Annotated in this window: 16 protein-coding genes; 13 read left to right on the top strand and 3 right to left on the bottom strand. The window is 51.8% G+C overall.

Annotated features, from left to right (window positions below; all coding sequences use genetic code 11):
* The first annotated feature begins 67 nt into the window (after nt 1-67).
* Nucleotides 68-250, top strand: a complete 183-nt coding sequence (locus tag MWU63_RS10920) for a hypothetical protein (RefSeq protein WP_213889609.1) — start codon at nt 68-70, stop codon at nt 248-250.
* 68 nt (nt 251-318) lie between these two features.
* Here MWU63_RS10920 and hemH read toward each other — a convergent pair whose 3' ends face one another.
* Together hemH and MWU63_RS10910 are read right to left on the bottom strand one after the other, a co-directional pair.
* Nucleotides 319-1356: a ferrochelatase gene (gene hemH, locus MWU63_RS10915; RefSeq protein WP_247077870.1), complete on the bottom strand. Its 1038-nt coding sequence runs from the start codon at nt 1354-1356 to the stop codon at nt 319-321.
* 73 nt (nt 1357-1429) lie between these two features.
* Nucleotides 1430-2251 carry an SAM-dependent methyltransferase gene (locus tag MWU63_RS10910; RefSeq protein WP_247077864.1) on the bottom strand — a complete coding sequence of 274 codons (822 nt, stop codon included), beginning with the start codon at nt 2249-2251 and terminating at the stop codon, nt 1430-1432.
* 45 nt (nt 2252-2296) lie between these two features.
* Here MWU63_RS10910 and MWU63_RS10905 point away from each other — a divergent pair, with 45 nt between their 5' ends.
* Genes MWU63_RS10905 through MWU63_RS10890 form a run of 4 tightly spaced genes read left to right on the top strand, consistent with a single transcriptional unit; the run spans nt 2297 to nt 4581 of the window.
* Complete coding sequence (locus tag MWU63_RS10905; protein WP_213889805.1) at nt 2297-3013, top strand: ComF family protein; 717 nt, start codon at nt 2297-2299, stop codon at nt 3011-3013.
* Nucleotides 3014-3047: 34 nt separating this feature from the next.
* Nucleotides 3048-3305 carry a glutaredoxin 3 gene (gene grxC, locus MWU63_RS10900; RefSeq protein WP_247077862.1) on the top strand — a complete coding sequence of 86 codons (258 nt, stop codon included), beginning with the start codon at nt 3048-3050 and terminating at the stop codon, nt 3303-3305.
* A gap of 2 nt (nt 3306-3307) precedes the next feature.
* A complete protein-coding gene (locus tag MWU63_RS10895; protein WP_213889602.1) occupies nt 3308-4138 on the top strand; it encodes a carbon-nitrogen hydrolase family protein in 831 nt (276 codons plus the stop codon).
* A complete protein-coding gene (locus tag MWU63_RS10890) occupies nt 4138-4581 on the top strand; it encodes a MarR family transcriptional regulator (protein WP_213889600.1) in 444 nt (147 codons plus the stop codon). The genes MWU63_RS10895 and MWU63_RS10890 overlap by 1 nt, the downstream gene beginning before the upstream one ends.
* On the opposite strand, the gene ubiG is transcribed toward MWU63_RS10890, so the two are convergent.
* Nucleotides 4569-5333: a bifunctional 2-polyprenyl-6-hydroxyphenol methylase/3-demethylubiquinol 3-O-methyltransferase UbiG gene (ubiG, locus tag MWU63_RS10885; protein ID WP_213889599.1), complete on the bottom strand. Its 765-nt coding sequence runs from the start codon at nt 5331-5333 to the stop codon at nt 4569-4571. The genes MWU63_RS10890 and ubiG overlap by 13 nt on opposite strands.
* A gap of 68 nt (nt 5334-5401) precedes the next feature.
* Here ubiG and pip point away from each other — a divergent pair, with 68 nt between their 5' ends.
* The 8 genes from pip (at nt 5402) to nusA (ending at nt 15089) form a co-directional block, all read left to right on the top strand.
* Nucleotides 5402-6373, top strand: a complete 972-nt coding sequence (pip, locus tag MWU63_RS10880; protein ID WP_213889598.1) for a prolyl aminopeptidase — start codon at nt 5402-5404, stop codon at nt 6371-6373.
* Between the two features lie 137 nt (nt 6374-6510).
* Entirely contained in the window at nt 6511-7506 is a 996-nt protein-coding gene (locus MWU63_RS10875; RefSeq protein ID WP_213889597.1) for an ABC transporter permease, read from the top strand.
* On the top strand, nt 7503-8675 hold the full coding sequence (locus MWU63_RS10870) for an ABC transporter permease (protein WP_247077860.1): 1173 nt from the start codon (nt 7503-7505) through the stop codon (nt 8673-8675). Before MWU63_RS10875 ends, MWU63_RS10870 begins: the two co-directional genes overlap by 4 nt.
* On the top strand, nt 8672-10318 hold the full coding sequence (locus MWU63_RS10865; protein ID WP_213889594.1) for an ABC transporter ATP-binding protein: 1647 nt from the start codon (nt 8672-8674) through the stop codon (nt 10316-10318). The genes MWU63_RS10870 and MWU63_RS10865 overlap by 4 nt, the downstream gene beginning before the upstream one ends.
* Before the next feature lie 73 nt (nt 10319-10391).
* The gene (locus tag MWU63_RS10860; RefSeq protein WP_213889593.1) at nt 10392-11936 is read left to right on the top strand and encodes an ABC transporter substrate-binding protein; all 1545 of its coding nucleotides are present in this window, start codon (nt 10392-10394) and stop codon (nt 11934-11936) included.
* Between the two features lie 119 nt (nt 11937-12055).
* Nucleotides 12056-12679, top strand: coding sequence for a CDGSH iron-sulfur domain-containing protein (locus tag MWU63_RS10855; RefSeq protein ID WP_213889592.1), 624 nt, complete (start codon nt 12056-12058; stop codon nt 12677-12679).
* A gap of 218 nt (nt 12680-12897) precedes the next feature.
* Complete coding sequence (gene rimP, locus MWU63_RS10850; protein WP_213889588.1) at nt 12898-13470, top strand: ribosome maturation factor RimP; 573 nt, start codon at nt 12898-12900, stop codon at nt 13468-13470.
* Between the two features lie 2 nt (nt 13471-13472).
* The gene (nusA, locus tag MWU63_RS10845; RefSeq protein WP_213889585.1) at nt 13473-15089 is read left to right on the top strand and encodes a transcription termination factor NusA; all 1617 of its coding nucleotides are present in this window, start codon (nt 13473-13475) and stop codon (nt 15087-15089) included.

The following is a 15089-nucleotide window of genomic DNA, read 5'->3' as shown; positions in this document are numbered from 1 at the left end:
GAGATACGGTGTTGGGTGCTTCGGGTCGACTGTAATTGCGACCCGATGCTATTTCTGGAGAGAAAAAATGAAAAAAATCGCACTTGCTGCTGCTCTGTCAGTTGCTGCTACCACAGCTTTCGCTGGCAACATGAGCGAGCCAATGATGGAACCTGAGATTATCGTGGAAGAACAATCTTCTTCTTCAGGCGGTAACATGGTTGTTCCAATTTTGCTGTTTGTCGTACTTGCTGCTGCTGTTGCTAGCTAATAGTACGCGTCACATCTGAGAAAAAGAGGCGGTGTTTTGCACCGCCTTTTTTCTTGTCAAAAGAAAATTCAGTCTAGCCACCCGCATAAATTCTGCTCGATGACGTTTGACAGCGCGCTAATATGCGCGTCTTCATCATTCAGGCACGGGACATATGTAAATTTTTCTCCGCCCGCGTGTTCAAAACTCTCAAAAATTTCTTCGTTGATCTCTTCAAGTGTTTCGATGCAATCCGCCGAAAAGGCAGGCGCAATGACTGCAATGTTCTTCTTGCCAGCTTTGGCAAGGCGCGCCACCTCTTCGACGGTATAGGGCTTCAACCACTCTTCCGGCCCGAACTTTGACTGAAATGTCGTAATAATTTCGCCGTCGTCCCAGCCCAGGCGCTCCTTCAAAAGGCGCGAAGTCTTCTGGCATTGACAGTGATATGGATCACCTTGGGTAAGATAGCGTTCAGGCATTCCGTGATAAGACGCGATCAAATGGTCCGGGCGCGTATCAAGTTTAGCATAAGCGCGCTCAACGGATTGGGCCAATGCATCTATATAGCTTGGTTGTTCAAAGTAAGCTGGGACCGTGCGCACCGCAGGTTGCCAGGTGGCGTCGCTTAGGGCCTTAAAAAAAGCGTCATTCGCCGTTGCAGTTGTCGCGCCAGCGTAGTGGGGGTAGAGCGGAAAGAACAAGATCTTTTGGCAACCGGCAGCAATTAGCGCCTCTACCTTTGATTTTGTAGACGGATTTCCGTAGCGCATCGAAAAATCAACAACGACCTGATTACCATATCGCTTTGACAAAACCTGGCGCAGCTTATTGGTTTGCGCCTTTGTAATTGTCATTAGCGGGCTTTCACCAGCTTCTTCGTTCCAAATGCTTTTATAGGCTGCGCCCGAAGAAAATGGCCTTTTTGTCAGAATAATGAGCTGCAAAAGCGGCTGCCATTTCCAAGCCGGATAGTCGATGACACGCTGGTCTGACAGGAACTCGTTCAGGTACCGCCGCATCGACCTGTAATCATATCCGTCCGGTGTGCCAAGGTTTGCAATCAGAACCCCAACGCGTGCAGGCGGGATCGTCGGGTGCCCCTCGGGCAGAAATGATTGCGTCATAATGTTTCCTGATAAATTTCGTGGTGTGCAACAGATAGTGGCTTATTCGAAAGGGTCAATCTTGGCGGAAACTTTAATCTGAAACTGGTGTTTCGGTTGTGCCAAGGGCATCCGCCAAACGTGCTTTAGCCGAACCTGGGCGAAGCGGTTTTTGCTGGCTTTCGTCAGGTGCCCATCCGGTCAGATAGACGATTTCGAATGTCGCGGGAATTCGACCGTCGGCCATACTGTATTTCTGAGCATAAATTTTTGCTGCCTCAGCGAACAGGGCTTTGGGTGGAATTGTTTTACGGCGCTGGGCCAGCGCGTTGGTTTCGCCCATGGCGCGCAAATCTTTCATAAGGTGAAAGGCGGAGCGATAAGAAACTGTTTTGACCGAAGTGTCAGCAACGGGAAGCGCAAATCCCGCCCTTTGCAAGATTGCGCCAAGATCACGGATTTCGCCCATGGGTGCGATGCGAGGTGACAGGCCACCCGCTAAAAATATCTCCGCTTCTGCGAGACAGGACCGAAGTTCGTGTAGTGTTTGCCCACCAAACACTGCCCCCAAAAACAACCCGTCCGGGCGAAGCGCGCGACGTATCTGTATTAGCTGCCCGACCGGGTCATTCGACCAATGCAGAGACAGACCGTCGACAATCAAGTCATGTGCTTCTGGCTCAAAATCCAAAAGATCTTCATCGGGTACAACTTTTGCAGTGGGAAAGTGCGTTGCCCAAAAATTTGGAAAAGGCGCAACGACAGCCTCTGTTTTAAATACTCTGTTAACTTCGTTCAGTCTTTCTTGAATCTCGTCTGCGGTGTCTTCCAACAGGAAAAACGCAGGTGCAGACAACGCGCGCATACGGTGCATTTCAAGTGCATTTCGGTCTGTCAGTTCAGCGGGTTTTGACATTTCGCGTCCTTTAGCTTCGGCGCAATCTAGATGGATGAGAAACGGATGCAAAGTGTCCTACGCACGATATTTCCGCCGCAATGCGTGACCTGCCGGAAATTGGTTGAAAGCGAGTTCGCACTTTGTGGAGCATGTTGGCGTGATACCACATTCATTTCTGGCCTGATTTGCGATAAATGTGGCGTTCCATTGCCCGGATCAGCAGGCCCGGAAATGGTTCATTGTGATGATTGCATAACCGTTGCGCGCCCTTGGGATAAAGGCCGGGCGGCCATGTTGTACAAAGAAAATAGCCGCAAGATTGTGCTTGCCTTGAAGCATGGCGACCGAGAGGACCTTGTTCGCCCAGCGGCTGGCTGGATGCTACGGGCGGGCGCCTCGCTGATAAAGCCCAATATGTTGGTTGCGCCTGTCCCGCTTCATTGGAGCAGGCTTCTGAAGCGCCGGTATAATCAGGCAGCACTTTTGGGAAAAACCATTTCAAAGCAGGCAAACCTTGAATTCTGTCCGGATTTGTTGCGCCGCACTTCGCGAACGGCACCTTTGGATGGCTTAACGCGCGACGAAAGGTTTCAGGCACTAACGGATGTGATTCGTCCAAATCCAAAGCGCCATGAAATGTTTGAAAACCGCCCGGTTCTTTTGATTGATGACGTAATGACGTCTGGTGCAACTTTGGCGGCATGTACCGAGGCATGCTTTTCTGCGGGCGCTGTTGAAGTTTTCGTGTTGATACTGGCGCGCGTTGCGAAGGATGCCTAAATGCCTATAGTTCACGGAAACTAGGGTACAGACTATGAAACCAGTAGAGATTTACACGACACCTTTTTGCGGCTTTTGTGTCGCCGCGAAACATTTGCTAAATAAAAAAGGTGTTTCTTATCAAGAGGTTGACGTTTCTCGCGATTCTTCGAAGCGTCAGGAAATGATGAAACGAGCGAAGGGCGGGCGGACGGTGCCACAGATTTTCATTGACGGAAAACATGTTGGTGGATGCGACGAGATTTACGAGCTTGACCGACGGCGCGCGCTTGACCCGATGTTGGTAGCCTGAATATGCGTGTCGCACTTTTGCAACTTAACGCTGGGGATCTGCCGGAGAAAAATCTGGACGTAACGCTGGATTACCTTCGGCAATCTGCAGCGGAAGGTGCCAAATTTGCGCTGACACCAGAAGTTACCAACTGCGTCTCCAATAGCCGCAACCACCAGCAAAGTGTTTTGCAGACCGAAGCAGATGATCTGACGTTGGCGGCAATACGCGCAGAAGCAAAAACACTGGGTATTTGGGTTCTGATTGGATCGCTTGGACTAAAAACAAACGATCCGGATGGCCGATTCGCAAACCGCTCGTTTCTGATTGGGCCTGCAGGTCAGATCGTGGCGCGATATGACAAAATACACATGTTTGACGTTGATATTGATGAAACAGAGACGTTTCGTGAATCAGCGGGGTACCGGCCTGGCAGTAACGCTGTCGTAGCAAAAACAGACTTCGCCAAAATTGGAATGACCATTTGCTATGACGTGCGTTTCGCTCATTTGCACCGGGCGCTGGCGAAAGCCGGGGCAAAAATCTTGACCAGCCCGGCAGCGTTTTCTCCTGTTTCTGGTGCAGCGCATTGGCATGCTCTGCTAAGGGCGCGTGCAATTGAAACCGGGTGTTTCGTTCTAGCGCCAGCGCAATGTGGTATACACCCGATTACCGTTGGGGCGCCGCGCAAAACATACGGTCACTCTCTGGCTGTTTCCCCTTGGGGCGAGATTTTGGCAGATGGCGGCGAAAACCCCGGCGTAACTATCGTTGATTTTGATCTTGATGACGTAGATAAGTGCCGGAAAAAGATACCGTCCCTGACACATGACAGAGATTTTAAAGGCCCCTGATGTCCGAGCTTAATGATCCTCTTGCTGTAGCGCTGTTTGGCGAAATATTTATGGCGGATCAGCTTGCGCGCAACCGTTTGTCAAAAGCGCTCCCGAAAGGGATGGAGATATCTCATTTTTCGGTTCTCAACCATTTGGCGCATGTAAATGATGAACGGTCCCCTGGCCAATTGGCGCGTGCTTTTCACGTAACGCGTGGTGCTATGACCAATACATTGTCAAAGCTGGAATGGGCGGGGCATGTACATGTCCGACCAGACTGGGAAGATGCCCGCCGAAAATTTGTCTCGATCAGCCCTGCGGGCCGCGCGGCCTGTGACGTTGCCCTTGAGGCGATTATCCCGATTATCAGCGACGTTGTTAAAAAGATCGGCAAAGACAAAGTCAGGGGCGCGCTTCCGGTTTTGCGCGAATTGCGAGAGCGGCTTGATCAGGAATCCTGAACCTTAAGGCTCGCAGTAACGTAATTGACCGAGAGATCACGATCTGACAAAGACCAGTTCCAGCTTATCGGGTTGAACACAAAACCCTTGCGGTCGACCGGGTCTAACCCGGCATTGCGGATCAGTTCATACAACTCATCCGGGGTGATGAATTTGTTCCAATCGTGCGTTCCCTTAGGGAGCCAGCGCATGATGACTTCGGCACCCACGATCGCCACCATAAAGCTTTTGGGATTCCGGTTTATTGTTGAGCACAGCATCAGACCGCCTGGCTTAAGAAGAGTTTGGCACGCGGTCAGATAGGCCAGCGGGTCGGCGACATGTTCGACAACTTCCATGTTCAGGATTACGTCAAATGTTTCGCCGGCGGCCGCTAAATCTTCGGCAGTTGTGTGGCGGTAGTCGACCTCTACACCGGATTGCTCTGCATGAATGCGCGCAACCGGAATATTGCCGGCTGCAGCATCTGCACCTACCACGGCTGCACCAAGTCGCGCCATTGGCTCTGAGAGCAGACCGCCACCACAACCGATGTCAAGAACACATAAACCTTTGAAAGGCAGATTGGTTGTAAGGTCACGATCAAACTCTGCAGCGACCTGGCTGGTGATATAGTCGAGCCTGCACGGGTTCAGCATGTGAAGCGGCTTAAACTTACCTGTCGGGTCCCACCATTCGGCAGCCATGGCTTCAAACTTTGCAACCTCTTTCGGGTCAACAGTTGTCTCGGCTTTGGATTCGGTGGTTTGCATTCTCGACCCCATGTGGTTTTCTAGGCAGCATCCGTCAAACGCGGCTTAAAACGATATATAGGTCTTTTATGGACAAATACTCAGGTCAAAAAGGCGCAGCTACGCTTCTTTTTCCATCTGTCGAGCCATACGCCAGACAGACACTGGATGTTGGCGACGGGCACCACGTTTACGTTGAGGAATGCGGCAATCCAAATGGGTTGCCTGTTGTTGTGCTTCATGGTGGCCCGGGTGGTGGATGCAGCCCGGTTATGCGCAGGTTCTTTGACCCCAAAGTTTACCGTATTGTTCTTTTTGATCAGCGCGGGTGTGGGCGATCAACACCGCACGCCAGCGTTGAAAACAACACGACATGGCATTTGGTCGCGGATATAGAGCGTATTCGCGAAATATTGGGAATAAGTGACTGGGTTGTTTTTGGTGGCAGTTGGGGCGCGACTCTGGCTCTGGTCTATGCACAAGCGCATCCAAACCGGGTACGGCACCTGGTTTTACGCGGTGTTTTCCTGGCGACTCAGGCTGAGCTTGACTGGTTTTATGGCGGTGGGGTTGGCCGGTTTTGGCCCGATTTATGGGCAGAGTTTTCTGGCCTGATCCCGGAGGACGAGCAACGGGACATGATTGCGGCTTACAACAAACGATTGTTTTGTGGAGATCCCGCAACCGAAATCAAATACGCGAGGGCGTGGACGGCTTGGGAAAATGCACTGGCGTCGATAACAAATAACGGAGCCGCGAGCCAAAGCCCGCCAGATTATGCCCACGCATTTGCGAGGCTGGAGAACCACTACTTCATGAATCGTGCCTTTCTTCAAACGGATGGTCAGATTTTACGAGACATGGGAAAAATCGCCGACATCCCCGGAAAAATCGTGCAGGGACGGTACGACATGATTTGTCCACCAACCGCTGCATGGGAGCTGTCGAAACGCTGGCCAAAAGCGGATCTGAACCTGGTTTCACTGTCTGGTCACGCCTTGTCGGAGGCGGGAATCAGTGCTGCCCTTATCGAAATCATGAATGAAATTTCGCAGCGATAGTTTCATAATCACATAAAAACATAAGAAAAATTTCATGCTTTCATCTGAATCGCCTAATGTAAGACAAACATGTTTACAGACCACTTTTTTTTGTTAACTTGTGAGTCAATAAAGAGAAAAAAGCGGGGATGTGAAACTTGGGTTCAGTCACACGGATTATTTTACAGCGCCTTGCGCTAGGACTTCTCACCCTTTTTATCGTATCGATTGTTATCTTTATAGCGGTTAATCTTTTGCCCGGCGACTTTGCCGAAGCAATTCTGGGGCAGGGCGCGACGCCAGAGGCAGTCGCCTCGATCAGAGAAGGGCTTGGTCTCGATAAACCTCCTATCACGAGATATTTTGATTGGCTCGGTGGCGCAATCCAAGGCGATCTGGGATCAAGTTTCGCGCAGGCAAATTTCGCAAGTTTCACCGGCTCTGATGCGGCTTCGGGCACAACGGTTGCAGAACAAATTGCACCACGGTTTAAAAACACGTTGTTTTTGGCGGGTGTAACAGCAGCGATCGCTGTTCCGGTTTCGATCTTTCTTGGTGTTCTTGCTGCCCTTTACAGAAATTCGATTTTTGATCGGGCAACAAATATTTTGACACTCTCGTCAATTTCCAGCCCAGACTTCTTTCTTGCCTATGTTCTGATCTTGTTTCTGTCAGTGCTTAATCCGCTTCTTCCGTCACTCTCTAACATTTACGATGGAATGGACTTCAGCGAGCGGCTGGTGAAATCACTCCTACCCGCCCTGACCCTGACGCTGGCCGTCACCGCGCAGATGATGCGTATGACGCGGGCTGCAATCATTAACCTATTGGCCAGCCCATACATTGAAATGGCGCGCCTAAAGGGCATCAGCCCCATGCGGGTCATTGTAACCCACGCGCTTCCGAATGCTTTGGCACCGATCATTACTGTTATTGCATTGAACCTTGCGTATCTTATTACCGGGGTTGTGGTGGTAGAAGTGGTGTTTGTTTATCCGGGCATCGGACAGCTGTTCGTGGACAGTGTTAAGATTCGGGATATCCCGGTGGTGCAGGCCTGCTGTCTGATTTTTGCAGCAGCATATATCCTGCTAAATCTTTCGGCGGATGTTCTGTCGATCTTGTCCAACCCAAGACTGAGGCACCCGAAATGAGCACATGGCTTTCGATTCTAATTGCCTTTCCAGTAATGGCAGGCGTCGCTTGGGTTTTCCGTTTTGCCGGACGATCCGCAACATCCAACAAGCCCTTTTTCCGCGATATGCCCTTTGGCGTGGCCTTCGGTTATGTTGTGGCAGCGGTCGCAATACTTTTGGCGTTCAAGATCTATTTTGTTGATCAGGTCCTGTTTTTCCGCTGGGCGATGCAAGGGCTGATTATCTTCACCGTTTCAGCCTTTTTGTTCCGTCTGCTTGGTCGGCTTGTCGGTACGGCGGGCTCGCGGAAACTGTTTCGCTCCATGCCGCTAACGGCAGCGTTCGGTGTTATGATTGTTCTCGCATACGCAATACTGGCGATTTTCGCGCCAGTGTTCGCGCCATATGGTGAAGAGCAAGTTTTCGCAGCAGCAAACACACTGCCCGGCGGCGATCCTGCAACGGGAGGTGACCCAGCGCATTTGTTGGGCACAGACCAGATCGGGCGCGACCTGATGAGCCGCCTGATATATGGCGCAAGGAACACGGTGGGCATCGCCTTTGCGACAACCTGTCTGGCGTTCTTTATCGGCGGAAGCCTTGGTTTTCTTGCGGCGACAATTGGCGGATGGCTTGATCAGGTTCTTTCTCGCGCTGTCGATGTTCTCATGGCTATTCCCGCCCTTATTTTCGCACTTCTTCTTATGACGATTGCGAGCGCCTGGTCGGTCAAGCTTGGCATTCCGCTAACGATTTTCATGATCCTTATCATCGCAATTATTGACTCGACGCGTGTTTACCGGCTTGCCCGAGCGGTTGGTGTGAACATCGTAGTGATGGATTACATTGAGGCTGCGAAATTACGTGGCGAAGGCCTGACCTACCTTATTTTTCGGGAAATCCTGCCCAATGCCACGGCACCGCTTTTGGCGGAATTCGGGCTTCGGTTCTGCTTTGTTTTCCTTACAATCGCATCACTCAGTTTTCTTGGTGTCGGTATTCAGCCACCACTTGCGGACTGGGGCACTATGGTGCGCGATCTGGCGCAGTTTATCAACTTTGCACAGTTCAGTCCGCTGACAGCAGCACTGCCTATTCTCGCAGCAGGCGCGATTGCCCTGCTGACCGTGGCCGTGAACTTCATCGTTGACTGGATGCTGCAGAAATCGTCGGGGTTAAAAGAATGAGTGAACTTTTACTGAAAGTACGCGACCTGATGATCGAAGGTCGAAGTGATGAAACCTGGAATCCAATCATCAATGGCTGCAGTTTCGACCTGAACAAAGGCGAAGTTCTGGGCATGATCGGTGAATCCGGAGCTGGCAAGTCAACTGTCGGCCTTGCGGCAATGGGTTTCACACGTGATGGCTGCCGGATTTCAGGCGGTACTGTTGAATTCGACGGTATTGATCTTGTGAACGCGTCTGCGGCAGTCAAACGCGGACTTCTGGGAAAGCGCATCGCTTATGTTGCTCAGTCTGCGGCAGCCAGCTTTAATCCGGCTCACCGCTTGATTGACCAGCACACAGAAGGCCCGGTGCAGCACGGTGTTATGCCCCGCGAAGAAAGCCAGGAAGACGCGATGGAACTGTATCGACGTCTTCGACTGCCAAACCCGGAAGAAATCGGATTTCGCTATCCGCACCAGGTATCTGGTGGGCAATTGCAGCGCGCGATGACGGCTATGGCAATGGCCTGCCGACCAGACCTGATTATCTTTGATGAACCCACGACTGCACTTGATGTAACGACTCAGATCGAGGTTCTTGCTTCCATTCGTGATATTGTAGAGCAGTTCAACACGGCTGCTATCTACATTACCCATGACCTCGCGGTTGTGGCTCAGATGGCAGACAAGATCAAAGTGTTGCTTAAGGGTGATGAGGTTGAAGAGGCCGACACCAGAACGATGCTTTCTGATCCACAGGAAGAGTATACTAAATCGCTTTGGGCGGTGCGCAGCTTTCAACGGCCTACCAAGCCAGCAGTTCCAGCCGACGCCGTGCCTGTTGTCTCGGTCAAAAATGTAAGTGCCGCCTACGGGAAGGTACCTGTGCTGTTCGATGTTAGTTTTGATATTCACGCAGGCCGCACGGTCGCCGTGGTTGGCGAATCGGGTTCCGGTAAATCCACGGCCGCACGCTGTATAACGGGTTTGTTGCCACCAACATCTGGCGTGATCGAGTTTGATGGTGAACCAATCCCAGCCGACTATCGCAGTCGCACAAAGATGCAGTTGCGTCAGGCGCAGATGATTTACCAAATGGCCGATACAGCGCTTAATCCGCGTAAGACAATTGGTGAAATTATCGGGCGGCCCGTTCAGTTTTACATGGGCCTCACAGGCAGCGCGAAACGAAAGCGTGTCGACGAGCTTCTGAACGAAATCGAACTTGAACCGAGCCAGTATTTCCACCGCTTACCATCAGAGCTGTCCGGTGGGCAAAAACAGCGGGTCGGTATTGCGCGAGCATTGGCAGCGGAACCCAAATTTATCATTTGTGACGAGGTGACAAGTGCGCTTGATCAACTGGTTGCCGAGGGAATCTTGAAGTTGTTAGCCAAGCTTCAGGATGAACTGGGGCTTTCCTATATGTTTATTACGCACGATCTTGCGACGGTTCGTTCCATCGCTGATGAGGTTGTGGTGATGAAAGATGGCCGGGTGGTTGAAGCAGGTCCTAAGAAGGAAATGTTTACCCCGCCACACCATGCCTACACAGATCTTTTGCTAAGTTCTGTGCCGGAAATGGACCCAGATTGGCTTACGAATCTTCTTGATGCACGCGGTGTTGATAACATTGGCGACGCAGCAGTTGGTAAGATGTAAACCGAATCGCGTGTCAAAACGTGAACTAAACGCGGAAAAATCCGCACTAACCAAAACTACATGGGAGAAAAACATGTCTCAGATAAGCAGACGTGGACTACTAAAAACCGGTGCAGCAGCTTCTGTACTTGCCGCGACCGGCCTGCCGGCGAAAGCGGCACCAAAACGTGGCGGCAGATTGCGCGCAGCCCTTTCAGGTGCGAACACATCCGATAGCTGGGATGGACGTACGCACTCTGACCTGTTCATGATCGCAAGTGCGTCAGGGTGTGTTTTCGACTGCCTTACAGAAACTGCCGCAGACGGTACACTTGTAGGCGAACTTGCTGAAAGCTGGGAAGCATCTGCAGATGCAAAAACCTGGACCTTCAACCTTCGTCAGGGCGTGACCTTCCACAACGGAAAGTCGTTTGGAGCAGATGATGTGATCGAATCGCTTCAGATGCACACCGCAGAAGGCGCAAAATCAGCTGCTAAACCAATTGTTTCGGCAATCACGGATATGAAGAAACTGGGCGAGCACCAGGTTCAGTTTACGCTGGCTGCCGGGAACGCGGATTTCCCGTTCCTGCTGTCTGACTATCACATTCTGATGTTCCCGGCAGGTCAGATCGAAGAGGCAATCGCCAATGGTATTGGTACGGGTCTTTATTCTGTTGTTAGCTTTGATCCGGGCGTTCGGTTTGTCGGCAAACGTGTTGAAAGCCACTACAAAGGTGACACCGCAGGCTATTTTGATGAAATCGAGTATATCGCCGTTAACGACAACACCGCGCGTATGAATGCGCTGATGACCGGTCAGGTCGACGCTGTCAACCGGATTGATTTCAAGGTTGAAGCGCTGTTGAAAGCGAATCCAGCAGTGCGTATTCAGGAAGTGACGGGTAACCAGCACTACACCTTCCCAATGCTGACAAAGATAGCGCCATTTGACAATGTGCACGTGCGTCAGGCGTTGAAATACGGCATCAACCGTCAGGAATTGGTCGACAAAATTCTACTTGGTCACGGTCAGGTTGGTAACGATACGCCAATCGGCCCAGCAAATCCATATTACGCTGGCGATATGGAGCAACTGGCCTACGATCCGGACAAAGCAAAATTCCACCTTAATGCCGCTGGTCTGGATTCACTTGATATCGATCTGTCTGCTTCTAACGCCGCCTTTGAAGGTGCAGTTGATGCGGCACAACTCTATCAGGCATCTGCTGCTGCGGGTGGCATTAACATCAACGTGGTTCAGGAGCCTGCAGATGGTTACTGGTCAAATGTTTGGCTGAAAAAACCATTCTGTGCGTCCTATTGGTCTGGTCGTGCGACCGAAGACTGGATGTTCTCGACAGCTTATGAAGCTGGTGTGCCATGGAACGACTCTCAGTGGGAGCATCCACGGTTCCAGGAACTTCTGCTAAGCGCGCGTGCTGAGCTCGACACAACGAAGCGTCGTGAGCAGTACCGTGAAATGCAGGAAATCCTGCGCGTCGAAGGCGGTGTTCTGGTGCCGATGTTTGCAAACTATGTGCAGGCGGTTTCGAATACTGTCGCTTCACCTGACGTTGTTGGTAACCTTTGGCAAATGGATAACGCCCGGATGGCCGAACGGTGGTGGGTGGCATAAGCCCCACAAAAATGAATAGAAAACGCCCTGCCTTATGCAGGGCGTTTTTCTTTGGAGAGATTGACCGGTGGTGTCATTTGCCACCAAACTGACATAACGCCAGCCAAAGGGGGCCAGCCATGTCAGACTCAGATCACCCGATTATCGAAGAACGTGAAGATGGGCCGCTTGTTGTAACAGGCATACGTTCCATGACCGGAGCGCAAGGTGCGGCTATGGATGTTAAGCCTGTCATGGCGCTCTGCAGATGCGGTGAAAGCAAAAACAAACCGTATTGCGACGGGTCTCACAAAGATGCAGGCTTTCAGTCACGCGGTGGTACCCCCGCGGGGCGTGATTGGCTGATTTCCTATGAAGGGTCCGACGTCACTGTTACTTACAATCCGTTACTCTGCTCGCACGCGGCTGAATGCGGGAGGTTGGCCAGCCATATCTTCAACCCTGCGCAGCAACCATGGGTACAACCCGACAACGGCACGCGGCCCGAGGTAGAGGCGGTGGTTGCGGCCTGTCCGTCAGGTGCGCTTGCGCTTGATGGGCCAAAGCACATGTACGCAGACAGAACAGAGATAACCATTGAAAGAAACGGCCCGTATTGGGTGAACGGTGTTGAACTGGCAGAATCTTCACTGGCCGAGGGGGCGTCAGGGCGCAAATACGTGCTTTGCCGGTGTGGGATGTCTGGCAACAAACCCTATTGCGACGGAACACATCGGGATGCGGGTTGGAAAAGCGATGATTAGACGACCTGCACGTTTGTAGCGGAAGCATCGCTCTGGCCGAACCAGTTTGCGTTGACAAACAACCAGCCCTTGCAGACTCGACCAAACCCGCGTATATCCCTTTTCAACAGCGGCGGTTTGGCTTCCACTCCCAATCCTCCACCGGGAAATATCAACGGGCCGCGCGCCCGTTTTTTTATGCCTCAATGGCTTTGTACAAACCGTACGAACTGGAAATTATGAACGACTTAGTTGCAAGAGCAGCGATTGATCGCCGACTGGCCGAAATCATCCAACCCGTGATCGAGGGGTTGGGGTTTGAGCTGGTGCGCGTGCGCCTGATGAGCGGTAAATCCACAACCGTACAGATCATGGCGCAACGTCCTGATGGCAGCATGGAAGTGAACGACTGCGCGCAAGTTTCAACCGAAGTTTCTGCCGTTCTGGATGTCGAAGATCCTGTTGTCGAAGCATATACCCTCGAAGTGTCGTCGCCTGGTATCGACCGGCCGCTGACCCGGCTTAAAGATTTCGACCTCTGGGAAGGCTATGAAGCCAAGCTTGAAACGGAAGAGCTGATCGATGGTCGCCGCCGATTTCGTGGCCTGCTTGCTGGAACCGAAGACGACGAAGTACTTATCACGATAGACGAAGGCACAATCGGCCTTAAATTTGAATGGCTTAGCGACGCTAAACTTGTTCTGACTGAAGATCTGATTTCCGAAATGCTGAAGGCGCGTAAAGCCGCAGGTATTGTGGACGAAGACCAATTTGATGAAATAGAAACCGAAGCCGGTTCTGAGGAGGACTGACAATGGCGATTACCAGTGCAAACCAACTGGAGCTTCTGCAAACTGCCGAAGCGGTAGCCCGCGAAAAGATGATCGACCCTGATCTTGTGATTCAGGCGATGGAAGAAAGCCTCGCGCGCGCTGCAAAGTCGCGTTACGGCTCGGAAATGGACATTCGCGTCGCGATTGACCGCAAAACCGGGAAAGCCACCTTTACCCGTGTGCGCACTGTCGTCGAAGATGTCGAGAACCATCAGGCTGAACTGACAGTTGACCAAGCCAAAGACTATATGGAAAACCCTGAAGTCGGCTCTGAACTCATCGATGAAGTTCCACCAGTTGAGATGGGCCGGATCGCTGCGCAGTCTGCAAAGCAGGTTATTTTGCAGAAAGTACGCGAAGCAGAGCGGGATCGTCAGTTTGAAGAATTTCAGGACCGCGCTGGCACCATCATCAACGGCCAGGTTAAACGCGAAGAATACGGCAATGTTATCGTCGATGTCGGTCGTGGCGAGGCAATTTTGCGCCGTAACGAAAAAATCGGTCGCGAAAGCTATCGCCCGAATGATCGGATTCGCTGCTACATTAAAGACGTTCGCCGCGAAGCCCGCGGACCACAGATTTTCCTGAGCCGGACAGATCCGCAATTCATGGCAGAACTGTTCAAGATGGAAGTCCCGGAGATTTACGATGGTATTATCGAGATCAAAGCAGTTGCTCGTGACCCAGGCTCACGCGCGAAGATTGCTGTGATCTCTTATGATAACTCGATCGACCCGGTTGGCGCCTGCGTTGGTATGCGCGGCAGCCGTGTGCAAGCAGTTGTGAATGAACTTCAGGGCGAAAAGATCGATATCATCCCATGGAACGAAGACCAGCCAACGTTCCTCGTGAACGCGCTACAGCCGGCCGAAGTGACTAAGGTTGTTCTGGACGAAGAAGCAGAACGCATCGAGGTTGTCGTTCCGGATGAACAGCTTTCGCTGGCTATCGGTCGTCGTGGGCAGAACGTACGTTTGGCCAGCCAATTGACCGGCCTTGATATCGATATCATGACCGAAACCGAAGAAAGTGCACGTCGCCAGGCAGAATTTGCCGAGCGGACAAAGCTCTTTATGGAAGCTTTGGATGTTGACGAATTCTTTGCGCAGCTTTTGGTTTCTGAAGGGTTCACGAACCTTGAAGAAGTTGCCTACGTTGATGTGAGCGAACTTCTGGTCATAGACGGAGTTGACGAGGCAACAGCAGGTGAGTTGCAGGCGCGTGCTCGCGACAACCTGGAAGCAATCAACAAACAGGCAATGGAAAATGCCCGCGCGTTGGGAGTTGAAGACAGCCTTGTTGAATTTGAAGGTCTGACACCCCAAATGATTGAAGCCCTGGCGAAAGATGACGTTAAAACTCTGGAAGATTTCGCAACCTGCGCTGACTGGGAACTGGCGGGCGGCTGGACAACCGTTGATGGCCAGCGCGTTAAAGACGAAGGCGTGTTGGAGCAATTCGAAATGTCGCTTGAGGAAGCGCAACATCTGATCATGACGGCGCGTATTCAGCTTGGGTGGGTGGATCCCGATGATCTGCTCGCTGACGAAGAAGAAGGTGAAGACGCCGTCGCTGAAGAAGAAGGGCTCGAGGCCTGA

It is taken from the genome of Pseudohalocynthiibacter sp. F2068 (genome assembly GCF_023015645.1).
GTDB lineage: Bacteria > Pseudomonadota > Alphaproteobacteria > Rhodobacterales > Rhodobacteraceae > Pseudohalocynthiibacter > Pseudohalocynthiibacter aestuariivivens.
The sequence above is the reverse complement of the archived record's forward strand: the minus strand, read 5'-3'. Positions and strand labels throughout refer to the sequence as shown.

Excerpts from the sequence above, each read along its gene's own strand:
- MWU63_RS10860 (WP_213889593.1), top strand. The coding sequence starts at position 10,392 with ATGTCTCAGATAAGCAGACGTGGACTACTAAAAACCGGTGCAGCAGCT.
- MWU63_RS10895 (WP_213889602.1), top strand. The coding sequence starts at position 3,308 with ATGCGTGTCGCACTTTTGCAACTTAACGCTGGGGATCTGCCGGAGAAA.
- rimP (WP_213889588.1), top strand. The coding sequence starts at position 12,898 with ATGAACGACTTAGTTGCAAGAGCAGCGATTGATCGCCGACTGGCCGAA.
- MWU63_RS10920 (WP_213889609.1), top strand. The coding sequence starts at position 68 with ATGAAAAAAATCGCACTTGCTGCTGCTCTGTCAGTTGCTGCTACCACA.
- MWU63_RS10890 (WP_213889600.1), top strand. The coding sequence starts at position 4,138 with ATGTCCGAGCTTAATGATCCTCTTGCTGTAGCGCTGTTTGGCGAAATA.
- MWU63_RS10910 (WP_247077864.1), bottom strand. The coding sequence starts at position 2,251 with ATGTCAAAACCCGCTGAACTGACAGACCGAAATGCACTTGAAATGCAC.
- grxC (WP_247077862.1), top strand. The coding sequence starts at position 3,048 with ATGAAACCAGTAGAGATTTACACGACACCTTTTTGCGGCTTTTGTGTC.
- MWU63_RS10905 (WP_213889805.1), top strand. The coding sequence starts at position 2,297 with ATGCAAAGTGTCCTACGCACGATATTTCCGCCGCAATGCGTGACCTGC.
- MWU63_RS10865 (WP_213889594.1), top strand. The coding sequence starts at position 8,672 with ATGAGTGAACTTTTACTGAAAGTACGCGACCTGATGATCGAAGGTCGA.
- nusA (WP_213889585.1), top strand. The coding sequence starts at position 13,473 with ATGGCGATTACCAGTGCAAACCAACTGGAGCTTCTGCAAACTGCCGAA.
- MWU63_RS10855 (WP_213889592.1), top strand. The coding sequence starts at position 12,056 with ATGTCAGACTCAGATCACCCGATTATCGAAGAACGTGAAGATGGGCCG.
- ubiG (WP_213889599.1), bottom strand. The coding sequence starts at position 5,333 with ATGCAAACCACCGAATCCAAAGCCGAGACAACTGTTGACCCGAAAGAG.
- pip (WP_213889598.1), top strand. The coding sequence starts at position 5,402 with ATGGACAAATACTCAGGTCAAAAAGGCGCAGCTACGCTTCTTTTTCCA.
- hemH (WP_247077870.1), bottom strand. The coding sequence starts at position 1,356 with ATGACGCAATCATTTCTGCCCGAGGGGCACCCGACGATCCCGCCTGCA.
- MWU63_RS10870 (WP_247077860.1), top strand. The coding sequence starts at position 7,503 with ATGAGCACATGGCTTTCGATTCTAATTGCCTTTCCAGTAATGGCAGGC.